General features: G+C 29.0%; 12 protein-coding genes. 3 read left to right on the top strand and 9 right to left on the bottom strand.

The genetic code is table 11. From position 1 onward, the window contains the following. Nucleotides 1–33 precede the first annotated feature (33 nt). The 9 genes from BT151_RS08410 to tsaD form a co-directional block, all read right to left on the bottom strand. Complete coding sequence (locus BT151_RS08410) at nt 34–1317, bottom strand: hypothetical protein (protein ID WP_072401356.1); 1284 nt, start codon at nt 1315–1317, stop codon at nt 34–36. A gap of 75 nt (nt 1318–1392) precedes the next feature. Next, complete coding sequence (locus BT151_RS08405; protein WP_072401355.1) at nt 1393–2571, bottom strand: THUMP-like domain-containing protein; 1179 nt, start codon at nt 2569–2571, stop codon at nt 1393–1395. Between the two features lie 8 nt (nt 2572–2579). Then, entirely contained in the window at nt 2580–3668 is a 1089-nt protein-coding gene (locus BT151_RS08400) for an AI-2E family transporter (protein ID WP_072401354.1), read from the bottom strand. A 105-nt stretch (nt 3669–3773) separates the two neighbouring features. After that, nucleotides 3774–4271, bottom strand: a complete 498-nt coding sequence (locus BT151_RS08395) for a TrmH family RNA methyltransferase (protein ID WP_072401353.1) — start codon at nt 4269–4271, stop codon at nt 3774–3776. Between the two features lie 185 nt (nt 4272–4456). Beyond that, nucleotides 4457–4786, bottom strand: coding sequence for a hypothetical protein (locus BT151_RS08390; protein WP_072401352.1), 330 nt, complete (start codon nt 4784–4786; stop codon nt 4457–4459). A gap of 5 nt (nt 4787–4791) precedes the next feature. Continuing rightward, entirely contained in the window at nt 4792–5433 is a 642-nt protein-coding gene (locus tag BT151_RS08385) for a DUF4159 domain-containing protein (protein WP_072401351.1), read from the bottom strand. A gap of 5 nt (nt 5434–5438) precedes the next feature. Next, on the bottom strand, nt 5439–6143 hold the full coding sequence (locus tag BT151_RS08380) for a 16S rRNA (uracil(1498)-N(3))-methyltransferase (protein WP_072401350.1): 705 nt from the start codon (nt 6141–6143) through the stop codon (nt 5439–5441). Beyond that, a complete protein-coding gene (locus BT151_RS08375) occupies nt 6143–6781 on the bottom strand; it encodes a peptidylprolyl isomerase (protein WP_072401349.1) in 639 nt (212 codons plus the stop codon). Before BT151_RS08375 ends, BT151_RS08380 begins: the two co-directional genes overlap by 1 nt. A gap of 545 nt (nt 6782–7326) precedes the next feature. Next, nucleotides 7327–8349 carry a tRNA (adenosine(37)-N6)-threonylcarbamoyltransferase complex transferase subunit TsaD gene (gene tsaD / locus BT151_RS08370; protein WP_072401348.1) on the bottom strand — a complete coding sequence of 341 codons (1023 nt, stop codon included), beginning with the start codon at nt 8347–8349 and terminating at the stop codon, nt 7327–7329. A gap of 165 nt (nt 8350–8514) precedes the next feature. Here tsaD and BT151_RS08365 point away from each other — a divergent pair, with 165 nt between their 5' ends. The 3 genes from BT151_RS08365 to gap all read left to right on the top strand — a co-directional run bounded on the left by BT151_RS08365 (nt 8515) and on the right by gap (nt 15051). Next, nucleotides 8515–12903, top strand: coding sequence for a translocation/assembly module TamB domain-containing protein (locus tag BT151_RS08365; protein WP_072401347.1), 4389 nt, complete (start codon nt 8515–8517; stop codon nt 12901–12903). A 142-nt stretch (nt 12904–13045) separates the two neighbouring features. Then, nucleotides 13046–14032, top strand: a complete 987-nt coding sequence (pfkA, locus tag BT151_RS08360) for a 6-phosphofructokinase (protein WP_072401346.1) — start codon at nt 13046–13048, stop codon at nt 14030–14032. Nucleotides 14033–14049: 17 nt separating this feature from the next. After that, nucleotides 14050–15051: a type I glyceraldehyde-3-phosphate dehydrogenase gene (gene gap, locus BT151_RS08355; RefSeq protein ID WP_072401345.1), complete on the top strand. Its 1002-nt coding sequence runs from the start codon at nt 14050–14052 to the stop codon at nt 15049–15051. Nucleotides 15052–15073: the final 22 nt, after the last annotated feature.

Genomic DNA, 15073 nt, shown 5'->3' with positions numbered 1-15073 from the left:
GCTTTTTTGTTTTTAGATAATTTTTGCTTGTATTTATTGCTGTTCTAAGCATTCAAAACAAATCTTTAGGCTTTCTTGTAATTCAAGATCCTCACAACCTTTAAGTGGCCATTCTTTAAGATACCCTTCTTTATCTATAGTTTTTTTGAAGTTTTTAGCATATGCCACTATATTATTTCTTCTGTTAATCATTTTATTTTTTATTTCCTTACCATCTAATTCTAGAATATTTTTAGGCCATGTATTTAATGCTTCATCAATAAGTTTATCTGATAATTGCGTTTTTAAAAGGTAAGCTTGTTTTATAAAAAGATCTTCATTTGTGTTAATTAAAAAATACCTATCAAAAGGTTGTACCAAACCAGACATATTATTGATATCTTTTTCAAAAGAACGTAACTCTTTAACCATATTTGGATTAGATATTATTGAAGGAATAATGCCTTCCATATTAAAATAAGCATTATCTCTATCTCCAGCTAAGGGTATTGCCTTTAGTTTACTGTCTTCATCTATTATTACCCAACCCCATTGTTTAGCATGTCTATCCCAATCTCCAATAATTAAATCAAAAAGCCTATTTTTTATTAGTAATTCTTTATCTATAGTCAATCGGGTTTTTTCTTTGTTTTTAAGCTCTATTAATCCATCGGTATCTAGAATTTTAAGAACATTTGAGTACTTTGTCCAATTAACTTTACCCTTAGTTTCATATTCAAGCAAAAATATTTTATTACCAAACACATCATTATACTTACCTAATGACGATTGCTTAGGAAGAAAAACTATTTTTGGATGTGTATGCAATAGCCCAACAGATTGTGCTAAATGAGCAACAGGAATTGCTGCATAAGGATGTTGAGCAGAAATGCCATCAATAATTATGTTTTCAAGACCTAGAGATTTAACAGCGCTTGGAATTAACGGATTTGGATTTTTATTTATACTTCTTAAGGTATAAATGGTTCCATTTTCTGTTTCTAATTTTAAGGATTTTGTTTGTTTACCACCTCCAATATCAATAATTTTTGAGCCACCAAAAAGTGTGTCTAAAAAAACAATAGGCACTTTTATAGGTGCAGCCCATGCTTTTCTATAATGCTCTCCTTGCATAATATTTTTGAAATCATTTGAATTATAGAGAAAACTAGCAGCAACTAGAACAGAATCATGCTTTTTAAAGTTGAAACTGTCAACATTATCAATATTAATTAAGATAGAAAGAGCCTTTTCCTTTTCGCTATTATTTAATGATATATATGTTGCTATTAGAAAGGCTAATAGTAAGATTATTGCAAAGTAGATAACTTTCTTCATAAGAGAAGTTAAAGTTAAATAAAGCTTATAATAAATGTGTGCTTATTTAAAACGAATTGAAACTCTAATGAAATTTTAAAGCTTATTTGTTTGTATTATAATTTTTTGATTCTGATGATTAGTAGTAAAAAACAAATAAGTGTTTCCACCATCTTTTATATTTAGTTTTTTTCTAATTTGTTGAACGGTTTCAGGGAAATTACGTGTGGTAATATTGGCTTTATTAATAGCAGATTTTTTTAGCTCTTTTTTATTATAAGGAATTACTTTCTCAATTTTAAAACACCTTCCTGGGAAATCTATTAAATTGTTGCTAGTATATAAATGAGAATGTTTGTGAAGTTTAAAAATATCTAGTTGATTACTTATTGAATTGAATCCACCAGCTTTTAAAATAGTAGCATTTGGTTCATACAGATAGGTGAGTGGTTGACTATATTTTGATTCGCAGGTTTTTTCGCTTTTTAAAGAAAAAGTAAAACTCTCTTTATCCTCCTTTTTTAGATTTACAGTTTCTATTTGTACATTACCTGTAAATTCATGTTCTAGAACCCAAAGCAATTCTTTAACTTCATTATTTACAGCAACTACATGTATGGTTTTAACTTGTTTTAATTCGCCAATACCAACAGATATATCAAGTAGAGGTGATGTTTTTATTATGATATTTTTAGAATGCTTAAAAAGTAGTTCTAAATTTTCTGGAACATTTGGCAAACAATCATTTAGAAAAAAGACTTTACCCTTACTATCATGACGCCTTGAAGGATCTATATAAATCCAATCGTATTTCTTTTCAATATCTTTTAAGTATTCAATACCATCAGTTTTTAAAGTGATTATGTTTTTAACATTTAGCTGATTGTAATTATGGTTAACAATGTTTGATAATACTTCATTTATCTCACAATGTTTAACTGTTTTAAAGTGTTTAGAAAAGTAATAACAATCGACACCAAAACCACCAGTTAAGTCTATAATTGATTCACCATTAATTAATTGTGATTTATGTTCAGCAGTAATTTCTGAAGATGTTTGCTCAATATTTAATTTATTGGGGTAGTATATTTTTTTACTTGTAAACCAAGTTGGTAATTTTTTTTCGCAACGTTTTTTGGCTTCAATTTGTTCAATAATATCTTTAGTTTCAACAGTAGAAAAAGAGGTTCCTTTTAGTAGCAAGGAAGTGATATTAGCGTTTAAGTTATCATTAATAAACGCTTGAATTTCAGTATTTAGAATATTTGTATTCAAGTTGAAAACTATAAGTCTTTGGTAAGTTTTTTTACAATTTTATTTTCAGATAAAAACTCTTTTAAAATCACTTTTATAGCCGTGTAAGCTGGCACTGCAATGATTAATCCAACAACTCCAAATAAAATACCAGTGATTAAAATAATTAAGAAAATTTCAAGAGGATGCGATTTAACGCTTTTTGAAAATATAATAGGTTGACTTCCAAAATTATCAATTAATTGACCAATTAAAAATACAATAAATACCCAGAATGTTTTTGGTAAAATAACATCGCTAAAACTTTCCCCTAAATTACTTGTCATAGTTAGTGTTAACATTAGAAAAGCACCAACTAAAGGACCAACGTATGGAATAAGATTTAGTAAAGCACATAAAAAGGCAATTACAATAGCGTTATCAACACCAATTATGAGTAAGCCAATGGTGTAGATTATAAAAAGAATTAAGATTTGAACAATGAGCCCAACAAAATAACGTGATAGTAAATCTTTAATTTTTGTTGATGACTTTTTCCAACGAGATTCTTTGTTTTCTGGAATGAAAGTCATTAAGCCGCTTTCAAATAATCTGCTGTCCTTTAAAAAGAAAAAGGATATAAAAAGCACAGAAAATAAGCCAATACTAAAACTACCTAAACCGCTAATTATTGAATTTAAAAAATCAGGAATTAAAGAGAAATCTATTTTTGAAAGCAGCTTAGAGTCTTTTAAAGATTGCTCTACATCTATTTGATGTAAATCAAAATAGGTTAAAATTTCACTGTATAAGTTTTCAACATTTCCTTGTAATTCGTCAATGTTAAGCAATGATAAGTTTTGACCTTGTTTTATTACTAAAGGAACAAATAAACCCATTAAGCCTGTAAATAAGCCTAAAAGCAATACCATGGTGACTATAACAGCTATAGTATTATTGAATTTTAATCGTCGTTCAAGAAACAAAACAACAGGTCTTCCTATTAAAGAAATTACGGCAGCAATAGCTATGTATACAATAACAGATTGTATTTGGTATAAAAACCATAAAACTAAAGCTATACCCAAAATAATAGCTATAGCTCTTAAAATACCTTTTGAAATAGTGTTGGAATTCATTTAGTAAATATAATATTATTTATCGTCATTGCGAACTTGGTGAACCAATCTCATAAACAATAATAAAACATTAATAGATTGTAAAGTTCCTTCTCAAAAATAACGTTATAAAAGTTGTTTTGTCATTTCATATAAGGCAATATTGGTCGCTTGTACTACATTCATACTACTATTTTGACCAAACATATCAATATGAATAATGGTATCAGATATTTTTAAAATAGCTTCTTTAACTCCAAAATTTTCATCACCAATGACTAATACAATAGGTTTTTCTTTTGAAAATTTTATAGTATGAATTGGTTTGCTTGTATCTGTAATTTCTAATGAAATAATTTGATAGTCTTCATTTTTAAGATTTTCAACTACGCTTAAAGCAGATTCTAGTATTTCATAATCCACAAATTTTTCAGTCGCTCTTGACGTTTTTGTGATTTTTCTACCTAGAGAAACATCTCCACAGAGAATTAATTTTTCAATGCCAAAAGCGTCACAAATTCTAAATAAACTACCAATGTTAGGGGTGTTAGTTACATTATCGCAAACCAATATAATTGGAAATTTTTGTTTTTTGAAATGGGAAGTATAGTGTGTAAGTTGCAATTGATTTAAGGTTTATTGCTAAGAACTATGTATAGTATTAATGTTGAAAAACATAATATAAATAATAAAGTTCCAATTAAAATTCTTTTTATCTTTTTAGAAATTTTTTCTTTTGGAGATTTAAACTCAAAAAAACCTTCAACTAGAGAGAAAATAATGTTAATAATTTCGTCCAAATCAATCTCTTAATAATACTTTATTAAAAGTACTTGCTTTTTTTTTTCCTTCACCAATAAAGCTATAGGAGCAGTACCACTAAGTGTAGTTATAAAACCTAAATCCCAAAACAAGATAGTAAATATTATAGCAAGAATTACACCTGTTACTATAATTAAATAGTTTGGTCCAGCATGTAATCTATTAATATGCCTTTTAGTATGATTTCCACAATGTTTACATCTTTCATTTATTTCATCTCCAATTTCTTCTTTTAAATCATACCTATTATTGGACTTAACTTTTATATAATTTAATTTTTTACATGAGTGTGAACTACAATAATAGGATAACTTCATAATGATTAGTTTTCAAAAGCATATTTAACAATATTAGCTCCCATTTTAAGTGCTTTTTCTCTAACATCAGCAGAATCGTTATGTACTTCGGGGTCTTCCCAACCATCACCTAAATCACTTTCGTATGTAAATAATAATATTAATCTATCGTCTTGAAAAAGACCAAAAGCTTGTGGGCGTTTACCATCATGTTCATGTATTTTTGGTAAACCATCAGGAAAATTATAAGCAATATTAAATATTTTATGACTAGAAGGAAGTTCCACTAAATCCTTATCAGGAAATACTTTTTTAAGTTCTTTGGTAATGTATGGTTGCATTCCGTAGTTATCATCAATATGTAAAAACCCACCAGAAAGCAAATAATTACGGAGGTTTTCGGCATCAGATTCGCTAAAAAAAACATTTCCGTGACCAGTCATGTGTAACATTGGATATTGAAAAATATCTGTGCTACCAACTTCTACACTCTCTGGTTTAGGATTTATTTTAGTATGTATATTTTGATTACAAAATTTGATAAGATTGGGTAAAGAAGTAGGGTTTCCATACCAATCACCACCACCTTTATACTTTAAAATCGCTAAATCTTGAGCAAACAATGTGAAAGTTAATATTGAAAAGATAAAAGTTAAAAATAATTTCATATTAATTACTCATTTATAAATGCAACCGAATGGCAAGCTACTATAGCTGCGGTTTCGGTACGTAATCTGGTTTCTCCCAAAGTTACGGGAATAAAATTATTTTCTAAAGCTTCTTTAATTTCTTTAACAGAAAAATCGCCTTCTGGTCCAATTAAAATGGTAATATCTGTTTTTGATTTTAGTTGACTTTTTAAAGATTTTCTATCGGTTTCTTCGCAATGGGCAATGAATAAATCGCCAATAAACGCTTGTTTTATAAAGTCTTTAAACGTTATCGCATCATTTAATTTTGGTAAATAACAACTTAAAGATTGCTTCATTGCCGATTGTAAAATACGCTCAAAACGTTCTGGTTTTATGAATTTACGTTCGCTGTGCTCGCAAATAATAGGTGTAATACTATCTATTCCAATTTCGGTAGCTTTTTCTAAAAACCATTCGTAACGGTCATTCATTTTTGTTGGTGCTACAGCTAAATGTAAATTGTAATTATGTTTTGTTTGAAATGTTTTTGAAACAATATTAGCGGTACATTTATTAATATTTGGTAACGTAACTTCGGCAGTAAATAGCCAACCTTCACCGTTGGTTATATGTAATGTATCTCCAGTAGTTTTACGTAAAACTTTTACAATGTGTTTGCTTTCTTCCTTTGGAAAAGAAAATTGATTGGTATTTTCGTTTATATTTGGATTATAAAAAAGTTGCATTAATTTCTGTTTTCAACAATTTTTAAAACTTCTATTTCTGAAATTTCTTTTGGTTCGTGGGTTTTTAAAACGACATAATACCAATTTTTTGAAGGAATGTCAATAGTAAATACATCATTTAAACCGTAGTTATTATTAAGTACTTTACTTTCAAATTCTGGATGCATTTCTCCTTTTGTAAACCAGCCTAAATCACCGCCTTTATTAGCGCTACCATCCATAGAATATTGTTTTGCTAAAAAATCAAAAGCTATTCCTTTTTTACATTTACTAATTATCTCATCTCTTGTAGCTTTTATATTAGCTTTATCATATTTAGAGCCATCTAAATAAATGTAGGCGACTCTGTAATAGGTTTTAGTCGTTTTATTTACAACTTTATAAAAGGTCTTTTCAAATTCGTTTTCACTCGTTTCCGTACCACCAACATGAAGTTTAAAAAGGGCTTTGGCTAGTTTCGTTTTATGTTTTTCTTCATTAAAAGTAACGAGTTTATTTTTTTTAGATTTTTTAGAGTCTAAATAAGTCTTAATTTGTTCGGGTGTTTCAATAATAGCTAATTCTTTTTCTGTTGAAGTTTGGGCATTTAGAAAAGATGTGATACTAATAAAGATTAAAAAAAGTAATTGTTTTTGCATAATGTAGGTTTTGAATTCTGTTTCAAATTTAAAGGTAATGATAAGATATATGAATACTTAAAAAATAAGTTTTTAAGAAGGTGTTGTTTATAACTTATTTATTCTTTTTAGTATAATATAGAATAATACTAAAAAGAGAATTAAAAATAAAAATTAATTGAATGCATATGAAAGTAATTAAAATTGAAACGATAAAATGATTTAAGTAATTATCTTGATTAAATAATGGAAAATCATTTTTCTTCTTAAATTTCAAAAAAGAGCTTAAATAGAAAAGAAATATACATGAAATGGACACAAGAGTATGTATTCTTGATAAGAATTTAAAAAGAGGAATTTCAAACTTTGAATGTAAAAAATATATTAGTCCAATAAATGCTAATAGAAATGTTATGAAAATTGTTAAATGAAAAGAAGGAATTATAAAGTAAGTGTCATAGATGTTAATAACAATAGTTTCTTCTAAATTGTAATAAAATAAGCCAATAATCAATACCGTTAAAGCTGTAAACCAAAAATAAATATACAATTTATATAATTTCATATTAGATTTTCAACCTTGCTGAAGCCACAATATCCTGCTCAGCAAAATCCCCTTCTAAATATTTTAAATATCCAACAATAGCTATCATAGCAGCGTTATCTGTAGTGAATTCAAATTTAGGAACATAAGTTGTCCAACCAAATTTTTGTTCACCATCTTTTAAAGCTTGTCGTATTCCTGAATTTGCCGAAACACCACCGCCAATAGCAATATGTTTTATACTTGTTTGTTTTGAGGCGAGTTTTAATTTATCAATTAAAATACCAATAATAGTGTATTGAATAGAGGCACAAATATCATTTAAGTTTTCAGTAATAAAATCTGGATTTGCTTTTACTTCACGTTGAATAAAATAAAGTACGGCAGTTTTAAAACCAGAAAAACTAAAGTTTAAACCATCAACACTTGGTTTGGTGAATTTATAGGCTTTTGGGTTTCCTAATTTAGCACGTTTATCAATTTCTGGTCCAGCGGGATAACCCAAACCTAAAATTTTCCCGCTTTTGTCAAAGGCTTCACCAACAGCATCATCAATGGTTTCACCAATAACGGTCATTTCAAAATAATTATCCACTTTAACAATTTGTGTATGTCCGCCAGAAATGGTCATGGCAATAAACGGGAAAGGTGGTTTATTAAATCCTTCCTCATCAATAAAATGTGCTAAAATATGACCTTGCATATGGTTTACATCAATTAAAGGAATATTTAACCCGAAAGCTAAAGATTTAGCAAAAGAGGTTCCAACTAATAAGCTTCCCATTAAACCAGGACCTCTTGTAAAGGCAATGGCATTAAGCTGTTCTTTAGTAATATTTGCTTTTTTTAAAGCTTGATGGACTACAGGAACTATGTTTTGTTGATGCGCTCTAGAAGCTAATTCTGGTACAACACCACCAAATTCTTCGTGTATTTTTTGACTAGCAACAACATTGCTTAAAATACGTCCGTTATAGATTACCGAAGCAGCAGTATCATCGCACGAAGACTCAATTCCTAGGATATAAATATTTTGTGAAGACATTAATAAAAATTAGGCACAATAATTGTTAATTTTGAAAACAAATAAACATCTTAAATGTTATTTTTACTCGTAATTACAAAAGTAGTTTATTCTTAATAAAGTTATAACTTTAAGCGTATCAAAAAAATTTTCAAAATACTATATAAAATAGTAGGTATACTACTAATGCTATTCATCATTTTGGTGCTAATTCTCTCTGTGCCTGCGGTTCAAACTAAACTGGGGAAATACGCTACTAAACAATTGAACGAAACATTTAAAACTAACATAAATATTAATAAAGTTAGTTTACAGTTTAATGGCGATGTAGAGCTTAAAGAAATTTATATTCAAGATTATAAAAAAGATACCTTAATTAGCATAAAAGAGTTAAATACTTCTATTTTAAGCTTTACAAATTTATACAACGGAAATTTAATTTTTGGCGATATTGATATTGAAAATCTTTTTTTTAATGTTGTAACATACCAAGGAGAAACAGAAACAAATTTAGATGTTTTTGTGAATAAATTTGAAGATGATAACCCTAGAAAAGAAAAGAGTAGTTTTCTTTTATCATCTAGTGATGTTTCAATTTACAATAGTATTTTTAAATTATCTGATGAAAATAGAGAAACTACAAAATTGCTTCATTTTGAAGATTTAAATATTAATGCAACGAATTTTTTGATAAATGGGAGTGATGTAAGTGCCAGAATAAACACTCTAGCATTTAAAGATAGCAGAGGAGTGGTTGTAAAAAATATGATGACAGATTTTAGTTATACATTAACAGATATGACTTTAGCAAATCTTCAAATAAAAACACCCAATTCGATTTTAAATGGAGATTTAAAATTCTCTTATAAAAGAGAAGATTTTCAATATTTTACAGACAAAGTTTTAGTAAGCGCAAGTTTTAGAGACTCAAATGTACTTTTAGACGAACTAAATACTTTTTATAACGAGTTTGGAGTAAATCAATCGGCAAAATTTAGTGTAGATATATCTGGTACTTTAAATGATTTACAAACAAATAATTTAAAATTAAATACAAGTACAAATACCAGGGTTTATGGTAATATTAACTTTAAAAATCTTTTTAATAAAGAAGCCGATAACTTTTATATGAATGGTAGTTTTAGTAATTTATCTTCGACATATTCAGATTTAAAAGACTTGTTACCAAACGTTTTAGGAGAAGCCATACCAACATCTTTTGATAGGTTAGGTAAGTTTACTATTGTAGGGAATTCTCAAATTACATCATCTACCATTATTGCAGATCTTGAAATTAATACAGATCTGGGTTTTGTGGATTCAAACTTAGAAATAAGTAAAATAAATGATATCGATAATGCCGATTATAAAGGTAATGTCATTTTTAAAAATTTTGATTTTGGAGCTTTTTTAAAGGATCCTAATATTGGAATGGGCTCTTTAAATTTTGATGTAAACGGAAGAGGTTTTGTTACCGAAACTCTAAACACACAAGTAAAAGGAGATGTTTTTGAAGTTGAATATAATAACTACAATTATAAAGGAACTAAAGTAGCAGGAACCATTAAAAACAAAATTTTTGATGGTAATCTTATTGTTAACGATCCAAACTTGCAATTAAACTTTACTGGATTAGTAGATTTTTCAGAAAAAATAAAAAAATATGATTTTGAAGCAGTAGTTGATTATGCGAATCTAAATACTCTAAATTTTGTAAAAAGCGATAGTATTTCCATTTTTAAGAGTAGTGTAAAAATGAATATGAACAGTAGCACTTTTGATGATGCTTATGGTAAAATCGCATTTCAAAATACCGTTTATCAAAATGAAAATGACACCTATTATTTCGATAAGTTTGATGTGTCATCACGATTTGAAGATGATATTCGATTTGTAGAATTCAATTCCCCAGATATTGTTGAAGGTGAATTAAAAGGACGATTTTTATTTAAAGATCTTCAAAAGCTATTCGAAAATTCTATAGGACATATTTACACCAATTATATTCCGCATAAAGTAGCAACCAATCAAAGTATAGATTTCAATTTTAAAATTTATAATAAAATTGTTGAAGTTTTTCTTCCTAATATTGAGCTTGGTAAAAACACCTACATACGTGGTCGAGTAGAAAGTGAAGAAGAGAATTTTAAACTCACATTTAGATCGCCTCAAATTAAACTATTAGACTATTTTGCTAATAATATTGAATTGCAAGTAGATAATAGTAATCCTGTTTTTAATACATACGTAGAGATAGATAGCTTAAACACAAAATACTACAGTATTTCTAAGTTCAATTTAATTAATGTAACGGTAAATGATACGTTGTTTATGCGCTCTGAATTTAATGGTGGAAAGAAAAATAACGATATTTATAATTTAAGTTTTTACCATACTATAAACGAAAAAAATGAATCTGTAATAGGTTTTAAAGAATCTGATGTTACCATAAAAAACAACACTTGGCATATTAATGAAGATAAGGATAAGTTCCATAAAATTTCATTTAATAAAGAGCTAACAAAGTTTAATATTGATAAGTTTAAAATAAACCATAACAATGAAGAAATAAGGCTCTCTGGTTTTATTAAAGATTCCACACAAAAAGATATTAAGCTAAATTTTACCAATGTAGATCTAGCAAAAATAACACCAGATATAGATAGTTTATCCTTAGCAGGAAACGTTAATGGAAAACTAGATGTTTTACAAAAGAACGGAAGTTATTTACCAAACTCAACAATAGTTATTGACGATTTTACGGTTAATAATTTTCTATTAGGCTCATTTGATGCAACCATATCAGGTAACGAATCACTTACCAATTATAAAGTAAATGCGACTATTAAAGATGATGCTTCAAAATCTTTTAGTGCTAGAGGCGATATTTATGTATCTGGAAGGGAGTCTTCAATTGATGTTGTATTAGATTTTAATAAGTTTAGTTTATATCCTTTAAATCCATTGCTAGATGGAGTTTTAAGTAATATTAGAGGTAATGTAACAGGTGATGTTAAAGTCGTTGGTAATTTAAGATTGCCCGATATTAACGGAAACCTAGTATTAAATAATGGAGGCTTGGGTATTCCATATCTTAATGTAGATTACGACTTTAATAATAAAGCATCAGTAACACTAAAAAATCAAAGTTTTGTTTTCAATAATATTAATTTAACCGATACTAAATTTAATTCTAAAGGACTGTTAAATGGCTCATTAAGTCATGTGAATTTTTCAAAGTGGAGTTTAGATTTAGATTTATCAACATCTAGATTATTGATTTTAGACACTAAAGAAAGCGAAGAATCGCCATATTATGGTACAGGTTTTATGGGTGGTCGGGCTAGTATAAAAGGCCCAACAGACGAGTTAGTTATAAGTGTAGTAGGTGAAACTAAACGCGGTACGGCTTTTAAAATCCCATTAAGTGATGCTCAATCCTTTGGTGATAATTCCTTTATCCATTTTATAACTAAGGAAGAAAAAGAGGCTAGAAAGGAAGGTAGAGATGTTGTTTTTCAAGAAATAAAAGGACTCGAACTAGATTTTGATTTAGATGTAACTGAAGATGCAGAGGTAGAAATTATTATCGATAAAAATACAGGGCATTCTCTAAAAGGTCGAGGTAGTGGTGGTTTATTAATTGAAATTAATACCAATGGCAAGTTTGATATGTGGGGGGATTTTGCTGTATTTGAAGGGGTTTATAATTTCGCATTTGGTGGTTTAGTACAAAAACAATTTACCGTACAACCTGGTGGTACGATTGCGTGGGAAGGAGATCCTTTAGCTCCAACAATAGATATGCTAGCTATTTATAAAACGCAGGCAAATCCATCACCATTACTAGATAATCCTATAAATAGAAGTATTCCAGTAGAACTTAATATAGAATTGATAGGTAATTTAGAACAATTTGATCCAGAGTTTACGTTTGAATTTCCAAATGTAAATTCAGCTATTAAATCAGAGCTTAATTATCGTTTAGAATCAAAAGACGAACGAGACACTCAAGCTCTATTTTTAGTATCAACAGGATCATTCTCAAGTGGTCTAAATAATATAAGTGCATCTGGAACAATTGCCGAACGACTTAATGGAATTATTGGAGGTATTTTTAGCTCAGCAGATGGGAAATTTAATTTGAATCCATATTATGAAGCAGGAGATAATAGACTAGATTATGAAACTGGAGACAGGTTTGGTGTTACTCTTGAAACTCAAATAACAAATGGTGTTTCAATTAATGGTAAAGTTGGAGTTCCTGTTGGGGGTGCTACAGAAACCGTTATTGCAGGTGATGTAGAAATAAATTTTCTTTTAAATGAAGAAGGTACACTTACCGCCAAAGTATTTAATAGAGAAAACAGTATTCAAAATTTTGGAGAGCAAATTGGTTACACACAAGGTGTAGGTATTTCATATAATGTAGATTTCGATACTTTTAAAGAACTTCTTCAAAAACTCTTCAATAAAACTGCAAAAATAGAAGAGGTAATAGAAGAAAAAACAGAAGAGGAAAACACCAATGCTTTACCAGATTATATTTCAATAAAATCATCTTCAGAGAAATAATTAAAAAAAGTGCTCATTTTTTACAGATTAAGTTTTTTTCACTAACTAAAACGTTATAGTTTTTTTTTTACATAAAATACTATGAATGCAATAGATATATGCTATTTGTTTAGTAATTTTACTTTTCAAATTAAATAATTTAATGCCAAAAACAATAAAAAAACTAGCTGTTTTAACTTCAGGGGGAGATTCTCCAGGAATGAATGCAGCCATTCGTTCTGTAGTTAGAACTTGTGCTTATCATAATATTGAATGTTTTGGAGTATATCGTGGTTACGAAGGTCTTATTGAAGGAGACTTTAGTCCAATGGATGCTAGAAGCGTAAGAGGAATAATAAATAAAGGTGGTACAATACTTAAATCTGCCCGCTCAAAAGAATTTAGAACTAAAGAAGGCAGACAAAAAGCCTTTGATAAATTGGTGGAAGCCGAGATAGACAGTTTAGTTGTAATAGGAGGTGATGGTTCATTTACAGGAGCACTTATTTTTAATCAAGAGTTTGGTTTTCCAGTAATGGGAATTCCAGGAACTATAGATAATGATATTGTAGGAACATCACATACTTTAGGTTTCGATACAGCACTTAATACTGTTGTAGATGCTATTGATAAAATTAGAGATACAGCAAGTTCTCACAACAGATTATTCTTTATTGAAGTTATGGGTCGCGATGTTGGTCATATAGCTTTAAATGCAGGAATTGCCGGTGGTGCAGAAGAAATTTTAATCCCAGAAGAAGATTTAGGATTAGATAGACTTGTGGAATCTTTAAACAGAAGTAAAAAATCTGGAAAAACATCAAGCATCGTTATTGTTGCTGAAGGTGATAAAATAGGAAAAAACATTTTCCAACTTAAAGATTACATTGATGAGAATATGGAAGGTTACGACGTAAGAGTTTCTGTGCTAGGGCACATGCAACGTGGTGGACCGCCTTCATGTTTTGATCGTGTTTTAGCAAGTAGAATGGGTGTAAAAGCAGTTGAGTCTTTATTAGAAGGACAAACCAATTATATGGTTGGTTTAATTAACGGCAAAATGGAATTAACACCTTTAGATAATGCCATTAAAGGAAAAACAAAAATAAATTTAGAATTATTGCGTGTGTCAGATATCATGAGCACTTAACATTTATAATCAAGAATATGTCAAAATTAAAAATTGGAATTAACGGATTTGGAAGAATAGGTAGAATTGCTTTTAGAGTAGCAGCAGGAAGACCAGATATCGAAATAGTAGGAATTAATGATTTGTTAGATGTAGAACATTTAGCATATTTATTAAAGTACGATTCTGTTCACGGACAGTTTAATGGTACTATTGAAACTAAAAACGGAAACTTAGTTGTTAACGGTAATGAAATTAGAATTACTGCAGAGCGCAATCCAGAAGATTTAAAATGGGATGCTGTTGGAGCAGAAGTTGTTTTAGATTGTACAGGTATTTTTACAAACCTTGAAGGCGCTCAAAAGCATATTACTGCTGGAGCTAAAAAAGTAGCTATTTCTGCACCATCTGCAGATGCTCCAATGTTTGTAATGGGTGTAAACCACAAAGATATTACTGCAGAACATACCATTGTATCTAATGCATCTTGTACTACAAACTGTTTAGCACCACTTGCTAAAGTAATTAACGATAAATTTGGAATCGTAGAAGGTTTAATGACAACTGTTCATGCTGCAACTGCAACACAAATGGTAGTAGATGGACCATCAAGAAAAGATTACAGATTAGGTCGTGCATCTTTAAACAATATTGTACCAGCTTCAACAGGAGCTGCAAAAGCAGTTGGTAAAGTAATTCCAGAATTAAACGGAAAATTAACAGGGATGGCTTTTAGAGTACCAACTGTAGATGTTTCTGTTGTAGATTTAACTTGTCGTTTAGAAAAAAGCGCATCTTGGGATGAAATTAAAGCAGCTTTAAAAGATGCTTCAGAAAACGAATTAAAAGGTATTTTAGGATACACTGAAGAAGGTGTTGTATCACAAGATTTCGTGTCAGAACCTAAAACAAGTACATTTGATGCTAACGCAAGTATGGCTTTAAATGACAACTTTGTGAAATTAGTATCTTGGTATGATAATGAGTTTGGTTATTCAACTAAATTAGTTGATTTAGCTCAACATATCGGTTCTTTATAATAAATTAATTATTACTCCACAG

Source organism: Flaviramulus basaltis (genome assembly GCF_900114265.1).
Taxonomy (GTDB): domain Bacteria; phylum Bacteroidota; class Bacteroidia; order Flavobacteriales; family Flavobacteriaceae; genus Flaviramulus; species Flaviramulus basaltis.
Note: the sequence above shows the minus strand (reverse complement) of the source record. Positions and strands in the feature narration are given on the sequence as shown.

What these genes read in the sequence shown, in the direction of transcription:
- pfkA (WP_072401346.1), top strand. Translation starts at nt 13,046, where the DNA reads ATGCCAAAAACAATAAAAAAACTAGCTGTTTTAACTTCAGGGGGAGAT.
- tsaD (WP_072401348.1), bottom strand. Translation starts at nt 8,349, where the DNA reads ATGTCTTCACAAAATATTTATATCCTAGGAATTGAGTCTTCGTGCGAT.
- BT151_RS08375 (WP_072401349.1), bottom strand. Translation starts at nt 6,781, where the DNA reads ATGCAAAAACAATTACTTTTTTTAATCTTTATTAGTATCACATCTTTT.
- BT151_RS08365 (WP_072401347.1), top strand. Translation starts at nt 8,515, where the DNA reads ATGCTATTCATCATTTTGGTGCTAATTCTCTCTGTGCCTGCGGTTCAA.
- gap (WP_072401345.1), top strand. Translation starts at nt 14,050, where the DNA reads ATGTCAAAATTAAAAATTGGAATTAACGGATTTGGAAGAATAGGTAGA.
- BT151_RS08390 (WP_072401352.1), bottom strand. Translation starts at nt 4,786, where the DNA reads ATGAAGTTATCCTATTATTGTAGTTCACACTCATGTAAAAAATTAAAT.
- BT151_RS08380 (WP_072401350.1), bottom strand. Translation starts at nt 6,143, where the DNA reads ATGCAACTTTTTTATAATCCAAATATAAACGAAAATACCAATCAATTT.
- BT151_RS08400 (WP_072401354.1), bottom strand. Translation starts at nt 3,668, where the DNA reads ATGAATTCCAACACTATTTCAAAAGGTATTTTAAGAGCTATAGCTATT.
- BT151_RS08410 (WP_072401356.1), bottom strand. Translation starts at nt 1,317, where the DNA reads ATGAAGAAAGTTATCTACTTTGCAATAATCTTACTATTAGCCTTTCTA.
- BT151_RS08385 (WP_072401351.1), bottom strand. Translation starts at nt 5,433, where the DNA reads ATGAAATTATTTTTAACTTTTATCTTTTCAATATTAACTTTCACATTG.